Source organism: Sulfurimonas sp. NW7 (assembly GCF_051132265.1).
In the GTDB taxonomy this organism is placed as follows: domain Bacteria; phylum Campylobacterota; class Campylobacteria; order Campylobacterales; family Sulfurimonadaceae; genus Sulfurimonas; species Sulfurimonas hydrogeniphila.
Map to the genome: position 1 here is coordinate 860959 of NZ_CP093235.1, position 24119 is coordinate 885077.

The 24119-nt window shown below is 36.1% G+C and carries 26 protein-coding genes; 15 read left to right on the forward strand and 11 right to left on the reverse strand.

Going from position 1 to position 24119, the window contains the following annotated elements; all coding sequences use genetic code 11:
- Positions 1–24 precede the first annotated feature (24 nt).
- Genes lysS through MLC35_RS04575 form a run of 4 tightly spaced genes read right to left on the reverse strand, consistent with a single transcriptional unit; the run spans position 25 to position 3574 of the window.
- Positions 25–1539: a lysine--tRNA ligase gene (lysS, locus tag MLC35_RS04560; RefSeq protein ID WP_346388593.1), complete on the reverse strand. Its 1515-nt coding sequence runs from the start codon at positions 1537–1539 to the stop codon at positions 25–27.
- A gap of 16 nt (positions 1540–1555) precedes the next feature.
- Positions 1556–2041, reverse strand: a complete 486-nt coding sequence (locus tag MLC35_RS04565; protein ID WP_151900631.1) for a Fur family transcriptional regulator — start codon at positions 2039–2041, stop codon at positions 1556–1558.
- 2 nt (positions 2042–2043) lie between these two features.
- Positions 2044–2661 carry a CvpA family protein gene (locus MLC35_RS04570; protein ID WP_151900630.1) on the reverse strand — a complete coding sequence of 206 codons (618 nt, stop codon included), beginning with the start codon at positions 2659–2661 and terminating at the stop codon, positions 2044–2046.
- Entirely contained in the window at positions 2651–3574 is a 924-nt protein-coding gene (locus MLC35_RS04575; protein ID WP_151900629.1) for a GGDEF domain-containing protein, read from the reverse strand. Before MLC35_RS04575 ends, MLC35_RS04570 begins: the two co-directional genes overlap by 11 nt.
- Before the next feature lie 120 nt (positions 3575–3694).
- Between MLC35_RS04575 and MLC35_RS04580 the strand changes: the two genes are divergently transcribed.
- Positions 3695–5044, forward strand: a complete 1350-nt coding sequence (locus MLC35_RS04580) for a class II 3-deoxy-7-phosphoheptulonate synthase (protein ID WP_151900628.1) — start codon at positions 3695–3697, stop codon at positions 5042–5044.
- A gap of 84 nt (positions 5045–5128) precedes the next feature.
- On the opposite strand, the gene MLC35_RS04585 is transcribed toward MLC35_RS04580, so the two are convergent.
- From MLC35_RS04585 to MLC35_RS04595, 3 genes are read right to left on the reverse strand one after another with little or no spacing between them, the layout of a single operon-like run.
- Positions 5129–5485, reverse strand: coding sequence for a hypothetical protein (locus tag MLC35_RS04585; protein WP_346388595.1), 357 nt, complete (start codon positions 5483–5485; stop codon positions 5129–5131).
- Between the two features lies 1 nt (position 5486).
- Positions 5487–5984 (reverse strand): preQ(1) synthase, encoded by a 498-nt coding sequence (gene queF, locus MLC35_RS04590; RefSeq protein ID WP_346388596.1) that lies wholly within the window; start codon positions 5982–5984, stop codon positions 5487–5489.
- A complete protein-coding gene (locus tag MLC35_RS04595; RefSeq protein ID WP_346388597.1) occupies positions 5977–7926 on the reverse strand; it encodes an ABC-F family ATP-binding cassette domain-containing protein in 1950 nt (649 codons plus the stop codon). The genes queF and MLC35_RS04595 overlap by 8 nt, the downstream gene beginning before the upstream one ends.
- A 101-nt stretch (positions 7927–8027) precedes the next feature.
- Here MLC35_RS04595 and MLC35_RS04600 point away from each other — a divergent pair, with 101 nt between their 5' ends.
- Both MLC35_RS04600 and MLC35_RS04605 read left to right on the forward strand, forming a co-directional pair.
- Entirely contained in the window at positions 8028–8480 is a 453-nt protein-coding gene (locus MLC35_RS04600; RefSeq protein ID WP_434638044.1) for a hypothetical protein, read from the forward strand.
- A 37-nt stretch (positions 8481–8517) separates the two neighbouring features.
- Positions 8518–8964: a hypothetical protein gene (locus tag MLC35_RS04605; RefSeq protein ID WP_151900623.1), complete on the forward strand. Its 447-nt coding sequence runs from the start codon at positions 8518–8520 to the stop codon at positions 8962–8964.
- A 7-nt stretch (positions 8965–8971) separates the two neighbouring features.
- Here MLC35_RS04605 and MLC35_RS04610 read toward each other — a convergent pair whose 3' ends face one another.
- Positions 8972–9283, reverse strand: a complete 312-nt coding sequence (locus tag MLC35_RS04610; protein WP_151900622.1) for a hypothetical protein — start codon at positions 9281–9283, stop codon at positions 8972–8974.
- Positions 9284–9410: 127 nt separating this feature from the next.
- Here MLC35_RS04610 and htpG point away from each other — a divergent pair, with 127 nt between their 5' ends.
- Entirely contained in the window at positions 9411–11303 is a 1893-nt protein-coding gene (htpG, locus tag MLC35_RS04615; RefSeq protein WP_434638046.1) for a molecular chaperone HtpG, read from the forward strand.
- Positions 11304–11401: 98 nt separating this feature from the next.
- Positions 11402–11911 (forward strand): hypothetical protein, encoded by a 510-nt coding sequence (locus MLC35_RS04620; RefSeq protein ID WP_230973239.1) that lies wholly within the window; start codon positions 11402–11404, stop codon positions 11909–11911.
- A 22-nt stretch (positions 11912–11933) separates the two neighbouring features.
- Here the strand turns inward: MLC35_RS04620 and MLC35_RS04625 are convergent, their stop codons facing one another.
- Together MLC35_RS04625 and MLC35_RS04630 are read right to left on the reverse strand one after the other, a co-directional pair.
- The gene (locus MLC35_RS04625; protein WP_188109962.1) at positions 11934–12104 is read right to left on the reverse strand and encodes a hypothetical protein; all 171 of its coding nucleotides are present in this window, start codon (positions 12102–12104) and stop codon (positions 11934–11936) included.
- Between the two features lie 9 nt (positions 12105–12113).
- Positions 12114–12419, reverse strand: a complete 306-nt coding sequence (locus MLC35_RS04630; RefSeq protein ID WP_151900619.1) for a hypothetical protein — start codon at positions 12417–12419, stop codon at positions 12114–12116.
- 195 nt (positions 12420–12614) lie between these two features.
- Between MLC35_RS04630 and MLC35_RS04635 the strand changes: the two genes are divergently transcribed.
- The 10 genes from MLC35_RS04635 to MLC35_RS04680 all read left to right on the forward strand — a co-directional run bounded on the left by MLC35_RS04635 (position 12615) and on the right by MLC35_RS04680 (position 23069).
- Entirely contained in the window at positions 12615–12857 is a 243-nt protein-coding gene (locus tag MLC35_RS04635; RefSeq protein WP_151900618.1) for an OadG family protein, read from the forward strand.
- 8 nt (positions 12858–12865) lie between these two features.
- On the forward strand, positions 12866–14677 hold the full coding sequence (locus MLC35_RS04640; RefSeq protein WP_151900617.1) for a biotin/lipoyl-containing protein: 1812 nt from the start codon (positions 12866–12868) through the stop codon (positions 14675–14677).
- 4 nt (positions 14678–14681) lie between these two features.
- A complete protein-coding gene (locus tag MLC35_RS04645) occupies positions 14682–16010 on the forward strand; it encodes a sodium ion-translocating decarboxylase subunit beta (RefSeq protein ID WP_346388601.1) in 1329 nt (442 codons plus the stop codon).
- A 274-nt stretch (positions 16011–16284) separates the two neighbouring features.
- On the forward strand, positions 16285–16989 hold the full coding sequence (locus MLC35_RS04650) for a response regulator transcription factor (protein ID WP_151900615.1): 705 nt from the start codon (positions 16285–16287) through the stop codon (positions 16987–16989).
- A gap of 67 nt (positions 16990–17056) precedes the next feature.
- Positions 17057–17542, forward strand: a complete 486-nt coding sequence (locus tag MLC35_RS04655; RefSeq protein WP_151900614.1) for a PAS domain-containing protein — start codon at positions 17057–17059, stop codon at positions 17540–17542.
- Complete coding sequence (locus MLC35_RS04660; protein ID WP_151900613.1) at positions 17514–18806, forward strand: methyl-accepting chemotaxis protein; 1293 nt, start codon at positions 17514–17516, stop codon at positions 18804–18806. The genes MLC35_RS04655 and MLC35_RS04660 overlap by 29 nt, the downstream gene beginning before the upstream one ends.
- A gap of 19 nt (positions 18807–18825) precedes the next feature.
- On the forward strand, positions 18826–20490 hold the full coding sequence (locus MLC35_RS04665; protein WP_434638050.1) for an EAL domain-containing response regulator: 1665 nt from the start codon (positions 18826–18828) through the stop codon (positions 20488–20490).
- A gap of 9 nt (positions 20491–20499) precedes the next feature.
- Positions 20500–20925: an STAS domain-containing protein gene (locus MLC35_RS04670; RefSeq protein WP_151900611.1), complete on the forward strand. Its 426-nt coding sequence runs from the start codon at positions 20500–20502 to the stop codon at positions 20923–20925.
- Between the two features lie 7 nt (positions 20926–20932).
- On the forward strand, positions 20933–21916 hold the full coding sequence (locus MLC35_RS04675) for an ATP-binding protein (protein ID WP_151900610.1): 984 nt from the start codon (positions 20933–20935) through the stop codon (positions 21914–21916).
- Positions 21903–23069 carry a sensor histidine kinase gene (locus MLC35_RS04680; protein WP_151900609.1) on the forward strand — a complete coding sequence of 389 codons (1167 nt, stop codon included), beginning with the start codon at positions 21903–21905 and terminating at the stop codon, positions 23067–23069. The genes MLC35_RS04675 and MLC35_RS04680 overlap by 14 nt, the downstream gene beginning before the upstream one ends.
- A gap of 16 nt (positions 23070–23085) precedes the next feature.
- Here the strand turns inward: MLC35_RS04680 and MLC35_RS04685 are convergent, their stop codons facing one another.
- Positions 23086–24027, reverse strand: coding sequence for a chemotaxis protein (locus tag MLC35_RS04685; protein ID WP_151900608.1), 942 nt, complete (start codon positions 24025–24027; stop codon positions 23086–23088).
- Between the last annotated feature and the right edge of the window lie 92 nt (positions 24028–24119).

Consider the following 24119-nt stretch of genomic DNA (forward strand, 5'->3'; position numbering starts at 1 on the left):
CAGAAGAGGGAGGAAAGAGTATTTTTACTCTTCCTCTTCTTTTGTGTTTTCTTCCTGTACAGGCTTCATAGCAGGGAAGAGTAAAACATCTCTTATGCTGTGCTCATTTGTCAGCAACATTACAAGTCTGTCTATTCCTATTCCCTGTCCCGCTGTTGGTGCCATGCCATAGCTGAGTGCTTCAACAAAATCACTGTCCATTTCATGGGCTTCATCATCTCCGCTCTCTTTTGCAGCCATCTGTCCTTCAAAACGTGTAAGTTGGTCTATTGGGTCATTTAACTCACTGAAAGCATTGGCAATTTCACGGCCTGCTATAAAGAGTTCAAACCTCTCTGTAATTTCAGGATGTGCATCACTTCTGCGAGCAAGCGGAGAAATTTCAACAGGATACTCTGTAATAAAAGTAGGGTCTATCAGTTTTTTCTCAACAAATTCATCAAAAAGTTCACCCTGAAGCTGCCCCAAATTCATTCCGGGTTTAACCGTAATACCTTTTTCATTCAAATAGGCAATGATTTTTTCTTTGTCTTTTGTAACATCTGCAGGAACTCCGCCAATCGTTGTTAAAGACTCTATAAGAGGAATCTCCTGGAAGTTTGCAAAATTGACTTCCAAATCACCGTAAGGCAAAAGTGTCGGCAGATTTAAATGTTCAAAAAGGTACTGGAAGTACTCTTTTGTGATTTCGATTAAATCTTTGTATGTTTTGTATGCCCAGTAAAACTCTATAGAGGTGAATTCAGGGTTATGTGTTGCATCCATCCCCTCATTTCTAAAGTTACGGTTGATTTCAAAAACGGCTTCAAAACCGCCGACAATGAGCCTTTTAAGGTAAAGTTCCGGTGCAATTCTGAGGTATCTGTCAACACCGAGTGCATTATGATGTGTAACAAAAGGTTTGGCATTGGCCCCGCCGGCAATAGGATGCATCATAGGTGTTTCCACTTCCAAAAAACCTTTGTCCTCAAAGAAACGGCGTGTCAAAGAGATAACGCGGGAACGGATTTGAAAAGTTTTTCTGACTTCCGCATTCATAATCAGATCAAGATAGCGTTTTCTGTAACGAATCTCTTTGTCAGTAATACCGTGAAATTTTTCAGGAAGCGGTGAGATGGCTTTTGTCAGGAGTTTGAAACTGTCTACATGCAAAGAGAGTTCTCCCTGTCCTGTTACAAAAGGAAAACCGCCGACTTCAATGATATCTCCGACTTCTATGTTTTTTTTAAACATAGTGTTGTAGAAACCCTCAGGAAGATTGTCGCGTGTAATATAAACCTGTAGCATACCGCTTTCATCTTCAATCTTTACAAAACTTGCTTTTCCCATAATACGAAGAAACTTTATACGCCCGCTTACAATGTAGTGACGCTTTTCGTCACGTTTGTTTTCCATCTCGGCCACATCAGAGTTGACATTCAAATATTTTTCGATAGTTGTATTTCTTTGTGAATCATTTGCATAAGGATTGTACCCTGCATCTTTTAATGCATTTGCTTTTTCTATTCTTTGCTGTATGTATTTATTTTCAAAAATCAATAGTTTTCCTTCTTTCTTAGTTGTTTTCTTTTTCTTGGCACTCTTTACAAACGCCATATATCTGCATAGAGTGGTCAGTCATTTTAAAACCGAATTTTTTTGTGATTATATGTTGGCGCTTTTCTATCTCATCATCCAAAAATTCTGTGATTTTTCCACATTCTGTACAGATGAGGTGGTCGTGATGTATTTTTACACCAAGTTCGTATTTTTTTCCCTGTGCTCCAAATGAAAGTGAGGTAACAACCTGGGAGTCTTCAAGAAGCGAAAGTGTTCTGTAAACAGTTGCTATACCTGTTTTTAGTTCCGGGTATTTGTTTTGCAGGAGATGATGTAAATCTTCAGGAGTCAGATGTTCATCCGAATTGTACAGAGTTTCCAATATCACTTCACGCTGAATCGTAAATTTGAGATTATTCTTTTTTAATAATTTTTTGAAATCATTCAGCAGTTCTTCATATTCCATGGTTTTATTGTTGAAGTTTGTCGTTACATGTATCATAATTATTTCTCTTTTATTTGATTTTTGATAGTGTCAATTTGCTGCAAGGCTGCTGCTGAGATGTTGTCTTCAATTTTTTGTTGCATATCAGCACTGCCCTGTGAGATTGTTGTATTGATATCATTTGAAATATCCGTAGGGTCTATTTTCATAATATATTTTCCTGTTTCGACTAAAACAGGAAAGAGTATACTTGTTTTGAGTGCAGAATCAAGTGTCGTTCTTATTGCCTTGACATTATAAACCGCATAAGCAATAACTGCTGCTATAAGAAAAAACTTGCTTGAACCTACGATAAATCCCAAAATTTTGTCTATCGGACCAAGACCGCTTACTGCGCTTAACTTTTTAAATGCAAACCCTATAAGAACCATTACCAGCCAAAAAAGTGCCAGTGTTACCAGAAAACCTGTAAAACTTATAGCCGATTCGTTTGAAAATTTAAATATCGTATTACTCAGATACAGTCCGACATCATCACCAAATCTGGATGCTACGAATATACCGCCTATGATACCAATGAGTCCGAAAATTTCTTTAAAAAACCCGTTCAGTATTCCTTTTAAACCCAGGAGTAGAATGACAACTCCTACAATAATGTCAAAATAGTTAAATTCCATTTTTCACTTCCATATGCATTTGATTTTTTCCGTTTTGCTTGGATTTGTACAGTGCCTTGTCAGCTCTTTCTATAAGTGTTTCCGCCGTATCGCCAGGATAGTACATTGTCGCACCCAGACTCATGGTTACTTTCAAAGATTTTCCCTGATAAAAGAGTTGATTTGAACTGATAAGCGTTAAAATTCTTCTTGCAATTTTTTGGCAGGTTTGTGCATCTATTCTGTTGAGTATAATCAAGAACTCTTCGCCACCGTAACGAAAAACTTTATCACCGTCACGCAATGTTTTTCTTAAAAGTCTGGCAACAAAAATCAGTATTTTATCACCTGCAATATGTCCGTATTTATCATTGATATGTTTGAAATCATCTATATCCAGAAGAAGTATGTGCAGTTCATACTCTAATTCTTTTTTTGCACAGAGTTTTTGAAGGTATGTATCAAGTGCCCGTCTGTTGAATATTTTTGTCAAAGAATCCAGGTTTGAGCTCTCTTCAAGTTTTTTTACCTGTGTGCTTAACTCTGATATAACCTGATTTGCGCGTTGTACCTCTTTTGCCATGTGATTTTGAATCTCATCAAACTTTTCTTTTATTGAAGGCATATCTATGAGCTGATTTTCATAGCTGTGAATAGTCTCTTCATGAATTTGAGTCAGTTTGGCAAATTTGTTGTTTGTATGTTGATATGATAAAAGTGTTTTATTTGCAATTTCTTTATAAGTGTTGGTGAATGCCAGTTTTGCATGTTCTACTGAGTCTATATCCCCGTCATTTATATTTTGAATAGTCATCACAGCATCCTGCAAATAGGTGATAACCTGTTCCTTGTTAGGCTCTTGTTGTGTGTCAATATTTTCAAGCAGCTCATGATACATTTGAGTTACTAATGATTTTAAGTCACTTTTTGTCATAAATCTCCAAATAAAAATATTCACAATTATACTAATTTAAGCATAAAAAAAGCTTTTCTCATAGCAATTTTAGCTATTTTTTGATAAAATTCCAAAAACAATAATATATAAGGTCTGATAATGAGCACTTGGAGCCCGTCTAGCTGGAGAGAAAAACCGATATTACAACAACCGACATATCCTGATAAAGCAAAACTTGAAGCTGTTTTAAAAGAGTTGAAAAGCTACCCGCCATTGGTATTTGCAGGAGAAGCACGTTCATTGAAAGAACAGTTGGCCAATGTGTCACAGGGAAAGGCTTTTTTACTGCAAGGCGGTGACTGTGCCGAGAGTTTCAGTGAATTTCATGCAGATAATATTCGCGATACTTTTAAAGCCTTGATGCAAATGGCGGTTGTTATGACCTATGCCGGCGGACTTCCTGTTGTAAAAGTAGGACGTCTCGGCGGTCAGTTTGCAAAACCGCGTTCCTCAGATACGGAAACAAAAGGGGATATTACTCTTGACTCTTACCGTGGGGATATTATTAACGGTATAGACTTTGACGAAAAGTCACGTACACCGGATCCGGAACGTATGATAAGAGCCTATAACCAGGCAACGGCTACACAAAATCTGCTCCGTGCTTTTGCATCAGGCGGATTGGCTGACTTGCACCAGGTCAGTAAGTGGAACCTGGATTTTGCCCATAAAAGTGAAGTGGGTGAGAAATACGAAGCATTGGCAGAGGATATAGAAAAATCATTAAAGTTTATGGAAGCCTGTGGTGTAACTTCTAAAACATACAGAACATTGCGTGAAACAGATTTTTTTACTTCCCATGAAGCACTGCTTTTACCGTATGAAGAGGCTTTTACAAGACAGGATTCTCTTACCGGTGACTGGTATAATACTGCAGCACACATGGTATGGATAGGGGATAGAACACGCCAGCTTGACGGTGCGCATGTTGAGTATATGAAAGGCATTAAAAACCCTATAGGCATTAAAGCGGGACCTACTATGAACCCGGATGATCTGGTACGGTTGGCTCAGGCGGTAAATCCTGAAAATGAAGCAGGGCGTCTCAATATCATTGTGAGAATGGGTGCGAACAAAGTCGGCGAGCATATGCCTGCATTGATTCGTGCTGTTGAGAGAGAGGGACTCAACGTTGTCTGGTCATGTGACCCAATGCACGGAAATACTATAAAATCATCCAACAACTATAAAACACGTCCTGTTGATGCTATATTAACCGAGATGAAGCAGTTCTTTCAGGTACATAAGGCTGAGGGTACATTTGCCGGCGGAGTTCATTTGGAGATGACAGGAAAAAATGTTACGGAGTGTATCGGCGGTTCATTTACTGTAACAGAAGAGGATTTAAGTTCTCGTTATCATACACACTGTGACCCGCGTCTCAATGCTGATCAGTCATTAGAGTTGGCATTTTTAATCGCTGATTCTTTACAGGATGCGAATAAATAAGGAGCTTTTCCCTAAGTTGGAACAGTCGGCACGGAAGTGCCGATTTCGAAGACTCACTGCAGTCTGGGCTGTGCGTCTTTTTTATCATACCTGAAAGATATTTTCTTTTTTTACAGGTATAAAGTCTGCTCCGTAACAGAGTCGCTGTTGCAAACCTCCGCGTGCGCTCAAATCAACTACTACACCCAGATTTTTTGTCTGTATACTTTGTGTAATTGTCTCATAGATTTCAAAAGCAATATCTTCGGCAGTAAACTTTTTGTCTCTGAGTGAGGTCAGGTATTTTTTAAAATCACGTAAATCAAAGGTCTCACCACTGCTGGTAAAGTTGATGTAAACAGTTCCTCTGTAAGGCTGTCCGCTGTGTGCCAGAAACAGAAGTTCACGAGACATATACTGTATGCCTGTATTTTCTTTTACATGTAAAGGTGTTAATTGCATATTATCCTACTCTTAGCGGATTGAGATTTCTGTTTAAAAATCTGTATTTTTCCAGTTCTTTGTACTTTTCTTCACCATTTGCATAACTGAAAGTCGGATGGATGCTGATATTGCCTCGTGGGTAAAACAGACCTACAACTTCAAGATACTTCGGCTGCATCAAGGCGACCAAATCTTTGCCTATTTTATTGACGACGTCTTCATGAAACTCACCACTGTTGATAAAACTAAAAAGATAGAGTTTGAGTGATTTGCTTTCCACCATTTTTACATCAGGAATATAGTTGATAATGAGTGTTCCAAAATCCGGCTGATTTGTTTTAGGGCAAAGTGATGTGAATTCGTCTGCATTGAGTGTCACCCAGTAGTCCATTTCAGGATGAACATTTTCAAAAGTTTCTAAAAGCTCGGGTGCATATTCATATTTGTACTCTGTATGTCCGGCTCCGAGTTGGCTGACCTCTTGGGCGCGTTTTTCTTTATACTCTTGTTCATCCATTGTTAATCTCTTCTTCTTTTTCCTGAATTGTTAAAAGCTCTTCAACTTTTTGCTCATACAACGCTTCCATATCTGCCAACTCTTTGGCAAGTTTGCTCAGACCTGTCTCCTCATAACATTTCGGATCGGATAAACAGGTGTTTTTTTCTTCTATTTTTGCTTCTAGTTCTTCTATCTCGGCCGGAAGTTTTTCCAGGGCTATTTTTTCTTTAAAAGTAAGTTTGAGTGTTTTTGGTTTTTGCGTTACATGTAAACGCGGTTTTTCCTCTTTTTTTGTCGCCTCTTTTTCCATAGTGTTCAGCTCTTGCAGCTCTTTTTCTATCTCCAGATACTCGGAGTATTGCTGATGTGACTCTTCAATGGTTTTATCAGGCTTAAAAATAAAGAGTTTTTTGGCGATTTTGTCAACAAAATATCTGTCATGCGATACAATAATGACGGCACCGGGAAAATTTGTCAACTGTTCTTCCAAAATATTAATCGTAGGAATATCCAGATCATTGGTCGGCTCATCCAAAATGAGGATGTCAACATCCTGTGTAAAAAGCAGAGCAAGGGCAACACGGTTTTTCTCGCCGCCGCTGAGTACACCTATCTTTTTGTCTAAAAATTCACGCGGAAAGAGAAAGTTTTTAAGGTAGCCGTATACATGTAAATCACTGCCTCGTACATTGACACGGTCGCCGCCGTGCGGACAAAAAGTCTCTATGAGGTTTTTGTCATCATCAAGCATCTCTCTGTGCTGGTCAAAATAGCCTACTTTGAATTCTCCGCGTTTTATCTTGCCGCTTGTCGGCTCTATGCGTCCAAGCAGAGCTTTTAGCAGTGTTGATTTTCCACTGCCGTTGGGCCCGACAATGGCGATGACATCTTTTTGCAGTATGCGTGTTGTAAAGCCGTGTAACAGCTCTTTGTCACCGAGTTTGAGAGACAGATCTTCGACTTCAAAAAGCATTTTTTGTTTGTTGACGCTTTTGTCACGGTTAAAATGTTTTGCTTCTCTTTGGAGTTCTACAGACATTTTTCTGATTTTGGCAGGATTTGTTTTTGCCTCTTCGCGCAGTTGCATCAAACGCTCTTTGCGCCCTTCGTTTCGTTTGAGCCTTGCACGCACCCCTCTGGCAAACCACTCGTTTTCTCTTTTTAGAATGCCCAGCAGATTGTCATGCTGCTTTTGCAGGGTTCTGAGGTACTCCTCTTTTTGTGTGAGGTAGTCATTGTATCCGCCCTTGTATTCACGCAAAATGCAGTCTTCGACTTCAACACTCTTTGTCGCAATTCGGTCAATGAAATATCGGTCATGCGAGATAAAAACAAGAGTGAATTTCTCTTTGAGAATCAGCTCTTCTAAAAATTCAACCATATAAACATCAAGGTGGTTCGTCGGTTCATCAAGAAGCAGGACATCCGGTTTTTGCAAAAGGAGTGAAGCAAGTGCCACACGCCGCTGTTCGCCTCCGCTTAAGAGCATAACAGGCTTGTTTTCATAAGGTTTGAGCTGAAAATGCCCAATGATACGCTCTATTTTATCATCTAGATTCCAGGCATTATGATGTTCAATATAGCGAGAGAGCTTTTCATGTTCTTCCAAAAGCAGTTTGTTTTCAAAATCTTCACTTAAAAGCAGTGAGAGTTCATTGTAGCGCTCTTTTGCGGCATTGAGCTCTTTAAGACCTGCTTCAACTGCCTGACGGACAGTGTGGCCTTCTTCAAATGCCGGACGCTGGTCCAGCATTTTGATTTCCAAATCATTTTTGATGATACGGCGTCCGCCATCAGGTATGAGTGTTCCGTTGAGTATTTTCATCAAGGTGGATTTTCCACTGCCGTTTTTTCCGATGATGACTATACGCTCACCTGCATCCACATGAAAGTCAACCTCAGTGAGAATTTTTTGTGCCGAATAGTGTTTGCTGATTTTTTGTAGATCAATTAATGCCATAATATAGTTTACTTTTTAATAGAGATAATAGCATTTTGGTCATTAATAAGGGCTTATTTATTTTAATAGATTATAATCTTGTATGTCATAGGAGTAGAATCATGTTACAGGTAATAGCAGAAATAAGAAAAAATGAACATCAGTATATGGAAGTTCTTAAAGAAGAAGGAAAAGAGTTCTTTTACAGAAAAGAGCGGTATGGCAGTGAGTTTTCTTTCATTGCAATATATTGTGAATGTAAAATTGCAATAGACTTCAATGAACTTAAAACAAGATTAAGAAGTACCGATAAATTTATTACCTTAAATGATAAACTTCATTGTATCATTCAGGATTCTGTGGATGAGGAACATTATATCAAAGCCGCCGAAAATATAAACTACAATCTCTTGCATCTAAACTCAAATAATGACTATTATATAAGTACGATTCACTCTAAAGAATATGAAGCAAAAGATTATGCAAATATGATATATGAACTGTTTTGCAGATTGGAAGATGCTTTAGAGAATAATTTAAAAAATATTGTTGTATATCAAGACTTCGTTATTTAAATTATAATATTATACGGACTCATTTAAAGGATTTTATTTGGGTTTATTTATACATATTCATCTTATTGCTGCCATTGCCTGGATAGGCGGTTCCATATTTATGTTTATTTTGGGTGTTACACTGCTTGATAAAGAAAAACAACAACAGGTTTATCCGGTAATAGGGCCTATTTTCGGTTACTTTGAATTGGTTTCCATTGTTGTTTTACTGTTGACCGGTACTGTGATGATTGTAGATAATGGTTTGTACCATATGCTTCTGACCCATGATGATAATATTATAGTCCAGGAGTTACGCAAAAAACTCATAATTGTAGCTGTTATAATCGTGGCAACAATAGTTCATTTTTTTATTGCATTTCGCACAAACGGGAAAGAGCGAACGAAAATACAAAACATTTTGTCACGCGGAACTTCCCTGCTCATATTTTTTTTAAATCTTTTTGTTCTGCATTATGCAATTATGATTCGCGCAATGCTTTAATAGGTACTTAATCTTTCTCTTTCGGGCATAATTCTTTTGCCGTAAACCATTTTGCTATCCCTTCATCATTATAGTGATATTCTCTTTGAGAAAGAGGGATGACACTGTTTCTCATTTTAGCTCTTACAATGCCAACAACTATAAATGTAATCAACAAAGTAGCGCCTGCTATAAAATAATCATACATGTACCAGACGATAAGAGCAGTAAACACAGGAGTAAACTGCAATAAAAATTTTAGTAAAAAAGCGATGATTTGACATTTTTTTGTCTTTAGAACAGGAGTAGGTTCTATTAAATCTATATAATCATTTTTCATAAAGTTATTATAGCAAAATAAAAATATTATAAACTTGAGTTAAAATGACTAAAGAATATTGATAAAACTTGCAACTATTAACTTTTTTTGGTAAAATACTGTCAAATTTTAAAAAAGGATTACTATTATGGCTAAACATCAATTTCAAACAGAAGCAAATCAGATTTTACAACTTATGATTCATTCACTTTATTCCAACAAGGAGATTTTCCTTCGTGAACTTATTTCCAATGCATCGGATGCACTCGACAAACTGAATATGCTCGTTTTAACAAATGAAGCATACAAAGGCATAAAGTTTGATCCGAGAATAGATATCAAAAGAGACAAAGAGAAAAAGACTTTGACTGTTTCAGATACCGGAATCGGTATGAACGAAGTAGATCTTTTGAATAATCTCGGAACAATTGCAAAATCAGGAACAAAAGCATTCTTGGAGAATCTGACAGGGGATCAAAAAGTAGACTCTAACCTGATTGGTCAGTTTGGTGTCGGTTTTTATGCTGCATTTATGGTGGCTGACAGCGTTGAGGTCATCACGAAAAAAGCAGGGGAAGAGCAGGCTTACAAATGGACGAGTACCGGAAATGGTGAATTTGAAGTAGAAGCAGCAACAAAAGAGGGACACGGAACAGAAATTATTCTTCATTTAAAAGAGGGTGAAGAGGAGTTTTTGGAAGAGTATCGCATAGAGGCTGTTGTAAAAAAATACTCCAACCATATTCCGTTCCCGATTTTTATGGACAAAGAGAAGCATATTCCGGCTGTTACCGATGATGAGGGCAAAGAGACAGAGCCTGCACGCACTGAAATAGAAAATGTACAAATTAACTCTGCAAATGCACTCTGGACGATTGCCAAAAGTGAATTAAAAGATGAAGACTATAAAGCTTTTTATGAAACACTTGCACACTCAAACGAAGAACCGTTAAAATGGATGCATCATAAAGCAGAGGGTGCTATAGAGTACACGACACTCTTTTATATCCCAAGCAAGGCACCGATGGATATTTACAGAGTTGATTATCAGCCTGGTATCAAACTCTATATTAACCGTGTCTTTATTACAGATGATGACAAAGAGTTAATGCCTACATACCTACGTTTCTTACGCGGTGTGATTGATTCAAAAGATTTACCGTTAAATGTAAGTCGTGAAATTTTACAGTCCAATCCGGTGATGGCAAAAATCAAAAACGCTTCGGTGAAAAAAGTGCTTTCCGAACTTGCTAAAATGATGAAAAAAGAGCCTGAAAAATATGACACATTCTATAAAGAGTTTGGAAATGTACTTAAAGAAGGACTTTACAATGATTTTGCCAACAGAGAAAAGATTTTAGAATTACTCAAATTCCATACGTTGAATTCTGATGAAATGACGACTATCGAAGAGTTTGTGAAAAATGTCGATGAAGACAAAAAAGAGATTTATTATCTTGCGAACAAAGGCTCTGTTGACATGCTCAAACACTCTCCTGTGCTCGAAAAATTCAAGGCACGCGGTATCGATGTGCTTCTCTTAAATGAAGAGGTAGATACTATCATTTTCCCGATGGTGACAGAATATAAAGAGTATAAACTTATTCCTGCATCAGATGCGAAATTTGAAGAGAGTGAAGAAGAGAAAAAAGCAAAAGAAGAACTTGAAAAAGAGTTTGAAGGCCTTGCAAAAGAGTTTAAAGAGACACTGGGTGAAGCTATAAAAGAAGTTGAAGTGACAACGGAGTTGACAGAATCTCCTGTTGCTTTAAAAACAGACAAAGAAGACCCTTCTTACATGATGGCACAGATGATGAAACAGATGGGTCAGGGCGGTGAAGTGCCTGAGCCGGCACCTATTTTACAAATCAATCCTAAACATGAATTGATTGCAAAATTAAAAGATTCGAGTGATCAGAATCTGATTGAAGATGCAGCGCATGTATTGTTTGATCAGGCAAAACTCTTTGATGGCAGAGAACTTGATGATACTGCAGATTTTGCAATGAGACTCAACAGAATTATAGCAAAAGCATTATAACTTTTTTGGATGAGTGCAATCGTAGCACTCCTCCAAACTCTCTTCTTTTATTTTTCTTTTTTATCTGTTTCACACAAATTATATGATATCTTATGATTATGTTAAAAAAATTAAAATTCTTTTTAAAACCATCGGACAGACAATCTGTTGATCAACTGCTGCATGAAGCCAAACGGGTATGCACTTTACTGGGAACAGGGGTATTGCGTGATTTGAAAATTGACGGTTACCGGTATGATATTTCGATTGCCGTACACGAATTAGGATTAGACACAGAGTTGGTTTCTCAACTGGTTGATGATTATGTTGCTCAGGTAATCAAGGCAATTGTGCAGTTTGAGAGTTATTTGGCTGCACTTCAGGATTCACAGGACAATCATGACAATTTGGATTACACCCCATTGAGAGAATTGGCACATAAAAATCTTGGCGTTGCAAGAAATTTACGCATAAAAGATGCAGAAATACTTCTTTATGAATTAATGAAAAAAGACAACCTGGACTATTTGCTTGCCTGTCTGGAGGCTTTAAAGGTTTGCGCCATCAAACTGAGTCCAAAGTGTGCTTATGATACACTCAAGCTTATTGAAGTGAAAAGTTCTTTATAAATAAAGAGCGTCTCCAAGACAGTTATCTGTTTTTTAAGGAATGAGAAATCTGTTCAAGTTTCCCTTTTGGCTTGATGGATATTTTTTCTTCTTTTTTGTGTATGGGCAAGGCAAATGCCAAAAGTATAAATATAAATGAGAAAACAATTGCGCTTAAAGCAGTAAGGACAAGTTTAAGCTTAAAATCTTTCATATTGTTCCTTTAGGAGTTTTCTTTTTGCTCATTCGTCATATAAATCCAAAACTCTTTGTGTGTATATCCTTTGTTGAGAAAAAAGAGCTGTAAAATTGTAACTCTGTAAAGAGTAACAAGCATTTTTGCATAAGGAATAAAAAGACTTAAGCGTATGAGCAATGGCTGTTCTTTGTCTCCTTTGGATTCTATCATCTCTTTCATGCCGATATTGTTACTTAAATATATTCCAAACATAATTGAAAATACAAAATTCAAGATAAGACCAAAAATTATATAAGCCATGAAGTTCTGTTCGTACATACCTGCTATCATCTGAAAAACATCCTAATATTTTATCTGTCAAAAACATTTTAGCTAAAAACAATTAGTGTTTAGTTTAAGTGATGAAATTAAGTCACCAAAAAGTAACAATTGTGCAGTAATTTAAAAATAAAGTTTTTTCAACAACTTTATTTAAACATCTTTATACTATACTAAGCCCACAAATTATGAATAAAGGGTAATTTTATGGAAGCAAACCTCATTATGGAGGGAGTTAAATTTATGTTTTTAGGAATGGGAACAGTGTTCGTATTTCTAATTATAATGATTCTTTCAGTCAATCTGATGTCATTGATAATACATAAATTTTTTCCTGAACCACAGGCAGCTGAAGAGACTGTTTCTGGGAATGCAACACAGCAACAACAAGACAACAAAAAGATAATTGCAGCAATAACAGCTGCAATTGCACACCATAAACAAGGTTAAGGATTATAATGGCTAAGAAATTTATAGATGTAATGGATACAACTTTCAGGGATGGTTTCCAGTCAGTATTTGGCGGACGTGTATTGATGGAAGATTTTTTTCCGGCAGTAGAAGCCGCAAAAATGGCAGGTATTAACCACTTTGAATTTGGTGGGGGAGCAAGATTTCAATCATTATACTTTTATTTGAGAGAAGATGCATTTGAAATGATGGACAAGTTCCGTAAAATTGTAGGTCCGGATGCAAATTTGCAGACACTTGCCCGCGGAGTAAATACTGTAATGCTGGATACCGGTTCAAAAGAACTGATAGACCTGCATGCAAAAATGTTTAAAAAACACGGAACAACGACAATCCGTAACTTTGATGCACTCAATGATGTGGAAAACCTGAAGTATTCTGCTGAGAGAATCAAACATCACGGCTTGAAACATGAAGCGGTTGTCACTATGATGGACTTACCACCGGGATGTCACGGTGCTCATAATGTCGAGTTTTATGAAAAAACACTTCGTGATATTCTGGACAGCGGTCTTCCGTTTGACAGTATCTGTTTTAAAGATGCAAGCGGGACATCAAATCCTCAAAAAGTTTTTGAGACCATTACAATGGCAAGAAAACTTTTAGGAGAAGATACACACATACGTCTGCATACACATGAGACTGCCGGTGTTTCTGTAGCTGCTTATATGGCTGCGCTTGAGGCGGGTGTTGACGGTATAGATATGGCAGCTTCTCCTGTAAGCGGTGGAACATCTCAGCCTGATATTTTGACAATGCTTCATGCAACAAAGGGAATGAATTATGACCTTGGCGGACTTGAACTTGGTAAAATTCTTACTTATGAGAAAGAGTTACAGTCATGTCTGAGTGATTATTTTATGCCTCCTGAAGCGACAATGGTTTCTCCGATTATTCCATTTTCACCAATGCCTGGCGGTGCTTTGACTGCAAATACGCAAATGATGCGCGACAACGGCATCATGGATAAATTCCCGGATGTTATCGCGGCAATGCAGGAAGTAGTAGAAAAAGGCGGTTACGGTACATCGGTAACGCCGGTTTCTCAGTTTTATTTCCAACAGGCGCTTAACAATGTAATGCAGGGACCATGGAAAGCCATTGCCCCTGGTTACGGAAAAATGGTTTTAGGATACTTCGGAAAAACTCCGGTTGAACCGGATCCGGAAATTGTTAAAATTGCTTCAGAGCAGTTAAAACTTGAGCCGACAACAAAAAAAGCACTTGATTTGGCAGATGCAGATCCTGCAAAATCTTTAGAGAACTGGATTAACAGACTCAAAGAAGAAGGTATAGAAATAACAGAAGAAAATATTTTTATAGCGGCTGCATGTCAGGAAAAAGGAATCACTTTCCTTAAAGGTGAAGGTGAGTTAAACGTTCGTAAAATATCAGAAATGAAAAAAGAAACAGAAAAAGATTGTGAAGGAAGTTCAATGGGTAGCGGAAATTATACAGTAGTAGTAGATGGTCAAAAGTTTAGTGTTCAAGTAGCAGAGGGTGATGCAGATATTCAGGTAACAGCAGTAAATGGTGAGAGCACTGCTCCATCAACAACTTCGGCAGCACCTGCTGTGTCAGGAAATGATGTAGAAATCAAAGCACTTCTTCCGGGTAATGTTTGGAAAATTGTCGCAAATCCGGGTCAAAGTGTTAACGAAGGTGACGTAATCATGATTTTAGAATCTATGAAAATGGAAATAGATGTTGTGGCGCCTCGAGGTGGTGTTATTAAGTCTATTAATGTAGCTACAAACGATAAAGTTGTAGAAGGTCAAGTCGTAGCAGTATTAGGATAAGCGAATGAAAAAAATTGTACTTAAGTTTTTAGCTCTTATAATGCTCTTTGCATTTTCAAATGCAATGGCATCAGAGCATGCAACAGTTGCTCAAGAAGCACAATCAACACATAAAGAAGAAAACTATCATCCAAAACCAATGGGTGAAATGATAGTAAATTTTCTTAAATCAACAGGAATTGTCGCTCTTGTAAGTCCAAGAGATGATGAGATGAGTGCAACAGGGCAAAAAATGAGTGATTTTCATAAAGGTCTGGGCCGTGTGATTATGATTCTTATCGTCTTTTTGCTTTTTTATCTTGGAATTGCAAAAGGGTTTGAACCATTGTTACTCTTGCCAATTGCCTTTGGCGGACTGCTAGCGAACATTCCTATAGCCGGTATTGCAGGAGAGCATGGTTTCCTTGGTGTAATTTACAATATGGGACTTTCAAATGAGCTTTTTCCTATTATCATTTTTATGGGTGTCGGGGCAATGACTGATTTTGGTCCACTGTTGTCAAACCCTAAAACAGCACTGCTTGGCGGAGCGGCTCAGTTTGGTATTTTTGGAACACTTGTGGGTGCTGTTGCGCTTGCACATTACGGCTTTGTTGATTTTACCCTGCAGCAGGCTTCTGCAATTTCGATTATCGGCGGGGCGGATGGTCCTACATCCATCTTTATCGCAACGAAACTTGCACCGGAACTTTTGGGAGCTATTGCGGTTGCATCATACAGTTATATGGCGATGGTGCCTATTATTCAGCCTCCTATTATGAAAGCACTGACAAGCGAAAAAGAGAGAAAGATCAAGATGACGACACTTCGTCATGTTTCCCGTTTGGAAAAACTTGTTTTCCCGATCCTTGTTTTGATGCTGGCAATTTTGGTTTTACCGGAATCTACACCGCTTATCGGTGCATTTATGTTCGGTAATTTCTTAAAAGAATCAGGTGTTGTTGAACGTTTGAATGATACATTACAAAATGCCCTTATCAATATTACAACTATTTTCTTGGGACTTGGTGTCGGTTCGAAGCTTGCAGCTGATCAGTTCCTTGTACCTGAAACTTTGTTTATTATGGTTTTAGGAATTATTGCATTTTCTGTAGGAACTGCAGCAGGTGTATTGATGGCGAAGTTTATGAACCTTTTCCCTGGGCACAAAATCAATCCGTTAATCGGTTCAGCAGGTGTTTCTGCCGTTCCGATGGCGGCACGTGTGTCAAATAAGGTCGGTATGGAATATGACCGTACAAACATGCTTTTAATGCATGCAATGGGTCCGAATGTGGCAGGAGTTATCGGTTCAGCAGTAGCAGCTGGTGTGCTTATTTCACTTTTTCAGTAATTAATCGGCACGAAATTCAAATAGCGGCGCAATTGCGTCGTTATCTCCTCTTCCCGCACTATGAATACACTTCCTTCTCAATTTCTACTATCTTAAACCCCAATACTGCTGTTACAACTTGAAACAACAGCTGAAAATATTTATGCATAAGTATGAAGTTTGGCTGACATATCAAATAATATTCGCATAATTGTATCGAACAATTACATTTTTGAATATTCACTATATAGAATAAAAATATAATAAATTGTAACTAATTAAATCAGGCGAACAGGTGACAAATACAGAATTATTATCTACAACAAAAAAACTTACTGTTTTATATGCGGAAGATGACCTGGAGATGAGAAAAAGTACAACTGCTTTATTGAAAAATTTTTTCTCTCATGTATATACTGCATCTGACGGGAGGGAAGCTTTAGCGGCATATAAGAACAATCTTGCGAATATCGATCTTGTAATTACAGATATTTTGATGCCACACTTAAACGGCATAGAACTTACAAAAGAAATATTATCTATAAATATAGAACAAAAATTTATCGTTATATCTGCTTATAATGAAACAAGCTATTTTATTGAACTTATTAATACTGGAGCTGTTATAGGGTTTTTGCAAAAACCTATTAAGCGTCAAGAACTGTTGAATATTTTAACGACTGTATCTCTTTTTTATAAAGAGGAATATGAAACAATTCTCCCCTTTCAAGATGGATTTTTATGGAATAGAGAGTTGAAAAAACTTTTTTTGGAAGGGAAAGAGATTATATTGAGTGCCAATGAAACTAAACTTTTAGATCTGTTTTTAAGCTATCCTAATACTGTTTTTTCTGCTATTGATCTACACCTTTATCTTTTTGAAGACACGAAAGAGTTTTCGGAAGATTCTATAAAAAGCTTTATTAAGCGCCTTAGAAAAAAAATCCCTTCATCCTCAATACAAACACACAAAGATTTAGGTTATTCTCTGAGTATCTAGTTTTTGACACTTTCTTGACACTTCTAAATAATATAATTTTTCTAATAGAATTTTACTAGGATATTTTATGGAAATACAAATGAAGCAAGATGAGCTTATTGTCTCAAAAACAGATACGAAGGGGCGGATTACTTATGGTAATTTATATTTTATCTCAATATCGGGTTATTCAGAAAAAGAGTTACTCAATGCTCCACATAATATTTTGCGACATCCCGATATGCCGCGTGTCATTTTTAAACTTTTGTGGGATCGTATTCAAGTCAAAAAGTATATCAATGCTTATGTGAAAAACCTTACAAAGAACGGAGATTATTATTGGGTTTTTGCAAATGTTACTGCATCTTTAGATGTCCATGGAAATATTGTAGGCTACTATTCGGTTAGAAGAGCTCCCTCTGCAAGAGGTGTACATATAATTGAAAAACTCTATAGAGAGTTACGTCAAGCTGAAGCGAGTGGCGGCATAAGTGCTTCATTGAAAATATTGGAAAAACAATTACAACAAGAAGGGAAAAACTACGATGAATTTATTCTCAATCTTCAAAAATAAAAAAAGAAAAAGTGATGAAGCACTACTGGATCAGATAAACAGTGTCATGGCAGACGCGGCAAACGGCAACCTTGAAAAAAGAGTTACCAATATTCCGGAAGATTCTAAATACTATAATATGGCATGGAATTACAATAATTTATTAGACCAGGTTGAGGCATTCATGCGTGACAGTGAAACTGCTATAAAACTTGCAACTAATGGTGATAACAGTATAGTGATGTTTCAAGATGGATTTAAAGGTATATTTGCCCGTTCAGTTGAGCCGATTAATAAATCATTAGAGGGTATTAAGTCAGGAATACAGTTAAAAACACAGGGAAATCTTTCGAAAAAATTTAATGAAATCGGAGGCGGCAGTGTTGGCGGTGTTTTACAGGTGAAAAAAGATATAGAGTTTGGTAATGAGATATCCAAGACAATTTTACAAACATCAAAAGATACCAGCAAAGCATCGCAGGACAGTATCCAATCGATAGAATCTGTTCAAAAGAATTTTGAAAAACTTGATGAAAGCATAACTGAAACAGTAAAAGGGATTGATGCCCTCAATCAACAGTCATTAGAAATTTCTACCATTGTTGAATTGATTCAAGATATAGCAGAACAGACAAACCTGCTTGCGCTCAATGCTGCGATAGAAGCCGCACGTGCCGGTGAACACGGCAGAGGTTTTGCCGTTGTTGCCGATGAAGTAAGAAAACTGGCAGAAAGAACACAAAAAGCTACGACAGAGATATCTATGACTATTTCAACTCTAAAACAAGAAACCAATGAAATATCGGAAGAGTCTGAGACAATGTATGAATTAGCAAAAGAGTCTCAAAAATATCTGGAGAGTTTATATACGACACTGAAAAGTTTTAACAAATCAGCAAAAGAAACTGCCGATAATGCAAATCATATTAACAATATTTTCCTTGTATCCGTTGCAAAAATTGATCATATAGTCTTTAAATCAAAAGCATATTCGACACTCTTAAGTCAGAATATTTCGGAACCGTTAGCAGATCATCTTTCATGCCGTTTTGGAAAATGGTATCTTAATGACGGTAAAAAGCAGTTTGGCAAAACAAAAGTGTATAACAAACTTGATGCCCACCACAAAGCAGTTCATGACTCTGCCATAAAAAACATGAAGTTTGCCGAGAGTAAAACAGCTCTTTTCCCTGAAAACACAGAAGAGATTATCAAAAACTTTACTGTTATGGAAAATGCAAGTAATGAGCTTTTTAATTTACTTGATTTAATGATAGAGGAGTAAAATAGTGCCACTGCAGGAGTTGAAAAATTACGCCAAAGAACTTCACTTGCTTTTTGTCGAAGATGATTTAGATGCGCGAACAAGCACATTTGAGATGTTGAAAAATATCTTTACCCATATTACAGTCGTTACAAACGGTCAGGAGGGAATAGAAAAATTTAAAAATGAAAAATTTCATATAATTATCACAGATATAAATATGCCTGTAATGAATGGTCTTGATATGATAGAACAAATTCGCCAACAAGATACAAAAATTCCAATCTTCATTTTATCTGCCTATAATGATGCAGAATATATTTTACGAGCGATTCAGCTTGGGATTGACGGATTTATTATAAAACCGCTTATCTATCAACAGTTTCTTACAGTTTTAAAAAAAGCATTGGAAAAGATTCACCTGGAGACACTTGCTAAAAATTATCAAGAACACCTTGAAAGAGAAATTAAAAAACAAACGCAGGAGTTGAGGCATAAGCTATATTTTGATGATTTAACCGGTTTGTGCAACCGCTATGCTTTGTTTGAAGATTTAAAAAAAATTACGGTACCAATTATTTTTATTATAGATATCAATGGATTTAAATCTATTAATGAAATTTATGGCGCAGAGACAGGTTCTTTTGTATTACAAGAGTTTGCTCATTTTTTACAACATTTTACTGCAGGTAAAAACTATAAAACCTATAGAATTTCTGCAGATGAGTTTGTTGTTTTGGATGACTGTGAATATATTGACTTTGAAAAATATGAAATTTTTCTACAAGACTTCTTCAGAGAGTTTGCATCTTTTCGGGTTGTAACTGAGCAGGACATAATTTCCATAGAAGTTACTGTAGGTATATCAACTTCACAATATAATTCGTACGAATATGCAACAATTGCATTGGAGTATGCTAAAAAACATAAAAAACAGTATATGATGTATTCCAATACTATTGATAACCGATCTGCAAAACAGGATATTCTTATCTGGAAAGACAAGATTAAAAATGCAATTGAGAATAATGATATTGTTACAGTTTACCAAGGTATCGTCAATCAGGAAGAAAAAGTAGTCAAATATGAAGCACTCATGCGACTTCGTGATGAGGATGGCACGCTGATCTCTCCTTACTTTTTTTTGGATATTGCAATAAAAACAGGACTCTACCCGCAACTCTCTTCGTATGTAATATTTACGAGTCTGAAAAAGATAAAAGAGATACAAACACCTATTGGCATTAATTTTACAGTCAATGATATTAAAAACAAACTTTTTATCGATGAGATTGAGGACTATATTCGAAAGAATCCTGATGTCGGTTCATTGGTTGTTATGGAGATTACTGAGAGTCAGAGTATGGAAAATTTTGATGATATAAAAATATTTATTAATCGTTTTAGGAAATATGGTGTAAAATTTGCCATTGATGATTTTGGCAGCGGATTTTCAAATTTTGAAAATATTTTAAACATAGCACCAGACTATATTAAAATAGATGGTTCGCTTATAAAAGATATTGACAAAAATGAAAAATCTTTTATTCTTGTAGAAGCGATAGTGGAGTTTTCTCATAAACTCAATATAAAAGTAATTGCTGAATTTGTACACTCTAAAAAGATTTTTGAAATATTAAAATCTTTTCAGGTGGATGATTATCAAGGTTTTTATTTTTATGAACCAAATGAAAAAATAATTTAGGAGAAAAAAATGGATAAAAAAATGGCACTAAGCAAGAAGCAAATCGGACTTGAAACTTCTATGGTTGCAAACAAATTAACAGATGAGTGTATTTATGTAAGCTTATTTGGACTGTTGGATTCAGCTCGTATAGAAGATGTCTCAAAAAAAATAACCAAAATCAGTGAATCAGACAAAATTGTATGCGTAATATTAGATTTATACAATGTTGATGCAATTGATACAGCAGTTGCCGGATATATAAACAGATTGGGAAATATACTTAAACTGATGGGTATTGAACCTATTATATGCGGTATTAAAGCAGAGTTGGCAGAGAAGATGGTAAAAACAGATATTCAGTTTAGCGGAATACAGATAATCAGAAATTTGCAAGATGCACTGCTTGTGAGTTTTAAAGTTACAGGGTATGAACTTATAAAAACAGAAAAATAGTTGTATTATGTCACTTGTTTTCCATATTTTAGATGAGATTGAAGCCTATCAGTGTGCAAGACAAATAAACGAAATAGCGAAAGAGTTTGGTTTTTCCCGGTTTGATGCAGGCATGTTTTCAATTGCAGTTACAGAGATTGTTATTAATAGTATTCGCTATGCAAAGGATGTCAAAGTAAGTTGCAGATATACACAAAACAACAAAGGGCTGGAAGTTTATATTGAAGACAAAGGCAAAGGTATAAAAAATATTCAACACTCCTTACAAGATGGTAACTCTTCTGCAAAAGACAGTCTGGGATTTGGGCTTGGTGCTGCAAAAAGATCGGTTGATGAGTTTTTGATTGAAAAAAGTGATACAAGCGGAACATCAATTATTCTTAGAAAATATATTGATGAACCTACATATGAATACTCTCCAGTTTCTGTAAAAAAAGAGGCAAGTCAGTTTAACAGTGATGCATATTTTATTAAACATTATGATGGAGATAAAAGTTTATTTGCTATTATTGAAGGCAAAGGAGATGATCTGTCGGCATATAAAACCGTACAAAGTGTAAAAGGACTTCTGTTGGAAGAGTACCGGTTGCCCTTAAAAGACATTGTAAGGTATATCAACCTTATGCTTTCGAATAATGATGCTTTTGAAGATATCACTCTTGTGCTGTTGCGTTTGTTGCCTGATAAACTTGAATATCTGATTTTGGGAAATGGTTTTATTCTCTCTTATCCTGAGATGAAATTTCAAGCATATACGCAAGCTTCCTGCCTGAAATTGCCTGAAGATTTATCAGTACAACAAGAGTTGCTTCCTGAGCAGTTTTGTATTGTACTGGCAAGTGACGGTATTGAGTATAATGATTTTTTAAATAAAGAGGTCTGTAATTTATCAACTTTAGAGTTGGCAACAGATATTTTCAATAAATATAATCTTGATGATGCTTCAACGATAATAGCTGTAAAGAGGGAAGAGAACAATGTCAGAAACTAAGCAGTCCCTCGCCCTGCATCAATATTTAAGTGGCATCATTACAAATATTCCCTACGGGATTCTTACTGTTTCAGAAAATTCAGAAATTAGTATGCTCAACAGTAATATATTAGAAATTTTAGAAATCAACGAAGAAAATTTACATAATTATATAGATAAAGATTACAAAAAACTTTTTTTTGAGGTTCCGGAAATTATTGATATCTATGTGGAGAAAATGATTCAGAAAAATCAACTAAGCGTTGATATAGAACAGTTTTCTTTTAAAGATAAAATTTTGAATATAAAAATGAGAGCGATGCTTGACGGGACGATTTTTATTATAGAAGATATTACACAAAGGGTCCAGCAGGAGAAGAAACTCAGAGAGTTAAACAAAACACTCGAAGAGCGGATTCAACAAGAAGTAGCGAAAAACAGAAAACAGGATCAGCAACTCCAACAACAATCCCGTTTGGCACAAATGGGAGAGATGATCTCAATGATTGCACATCAGTGGAGACAGCCTCTTGGTGCCATTGCCAGTACATCTGTTAACTTATCTATGAAAATAGAGCTGGAATCTTATAATCTGAATAATTTACAAGAGCAGGAAGCGTGTCAAAATTATTTTTTACAACAGCTAAATGTTATTGAAAATCTTGTTCAAAACCTGACAAATACCATTGATGATTTCAGAAATTTTTATAAACCAAACAAGCAGTCAATTTTATGCACGTTTGAAGAAGTTATTGATAAATCATTAAATATCATTCTTGCATCTTTGAAAAATAATAATATTCAAGTGACTTTTAATTATATTCGTTTAGAAAAAATAAAAATGTATGACAGCGAAATTATGCAGGTTATTCTAAATATTTTAAAAAATGCACAGGATAATTTTCGGGAAAAAAATATTTCAAACCCTTGTATTGATATAACAGTTAATAATAAAGTACTCTCAATCTGTGATAATGGAGGGGGAATTTCAGAAAATATCCTACAAAATATTTTTGACCCTTATTTTTCTACTAAGAGTGAAAAAAATGGTACAGGACTTGGACTCTATATGTCTAAAATAATTGTTGAAGAACATCACAACGGAAAACTTACTGTTAAAAACAGGGATGATGGAGTTTGTTTTATGCTAGATTTAAGAGAAAAGACTAACTGAAAAACTTGTACTGTTTTTATGATTCCATTACCGAAACAATCAAAGGGATGACATTATGACTTTTTGTTTTATCTATAAAACCGCTTGCGCCTAAATCTTCTGCTTCTCTTTTGTTATTGTCTCCTGTCATTGAGCTGTTGACAATTACAGGAATATCTCTTGTGAGCAGATTGGCTTTTAAATTTTGAATGACGGTAAAACCGGACATTTCCGGCATTTCAATATCTGTAATTATTGCCGGTATCTCTTTTACAGATTCGCCGAGCGTTTTAATGTAGTCAATCAGTTTTTTACCATTGTCAAAAAGTTTGATATTGATGTTTGCTTTTTGAAAAAGCTGTATAAGGTGTCGCTGTGCTGTTTTTGAATCTTCTGCAATGAGGACGGTTCCGTATTTCAGCTTATCGGGAATGACAATATCTTTTAAAAATTCTATATCTTTGTCTACATTTACAAGTGCCTGCGGTAAGACATCAGCAAGAAGTTTTTCATAGTCCAGGATAAGACAGAGGCTTCCATCTTCAAGCCTTGTGTCATTCATGACTACACCGTCTTCTTTGAGTCTGTAACTGTCCGGTGCGTGCATCTCATTCCAGTTCTTTTTGATCACTCTGTAGGCGGACATAATTCTCAGTCCTATAATAATACCGTTAAAGTCACAAATTAAAATTTTGGAATGAGAAATTTCATTTTCATTTAATGTTACATCCAGCCATGCAGGAAGATTTAAAATGGGTATTTGCAGGTTTCGAAGAACGATTGTCCCTTCAAACAAGGGATGAGCAGAGGGTATCTGTGTCAAAAAATGATTTTTAGATTCGACCACTTCTCGGGTTTTAAAGATATTGATAGCATAAAAAGCTGAGTCTCTCTTCTCACTTACCCTAAAGACCAACAGTTGTAATTCATTATTTTTTGCCAGATTTGTGGCAGCGTCGACATTGTCTAATACAGACATATAATACCTTTAATTTTAAATAGGCATTAATAGTAGCGAAAATAAAATGAATTTGGCTTGAATATTAGTAATGAAATGTTAAAATAGCTTTA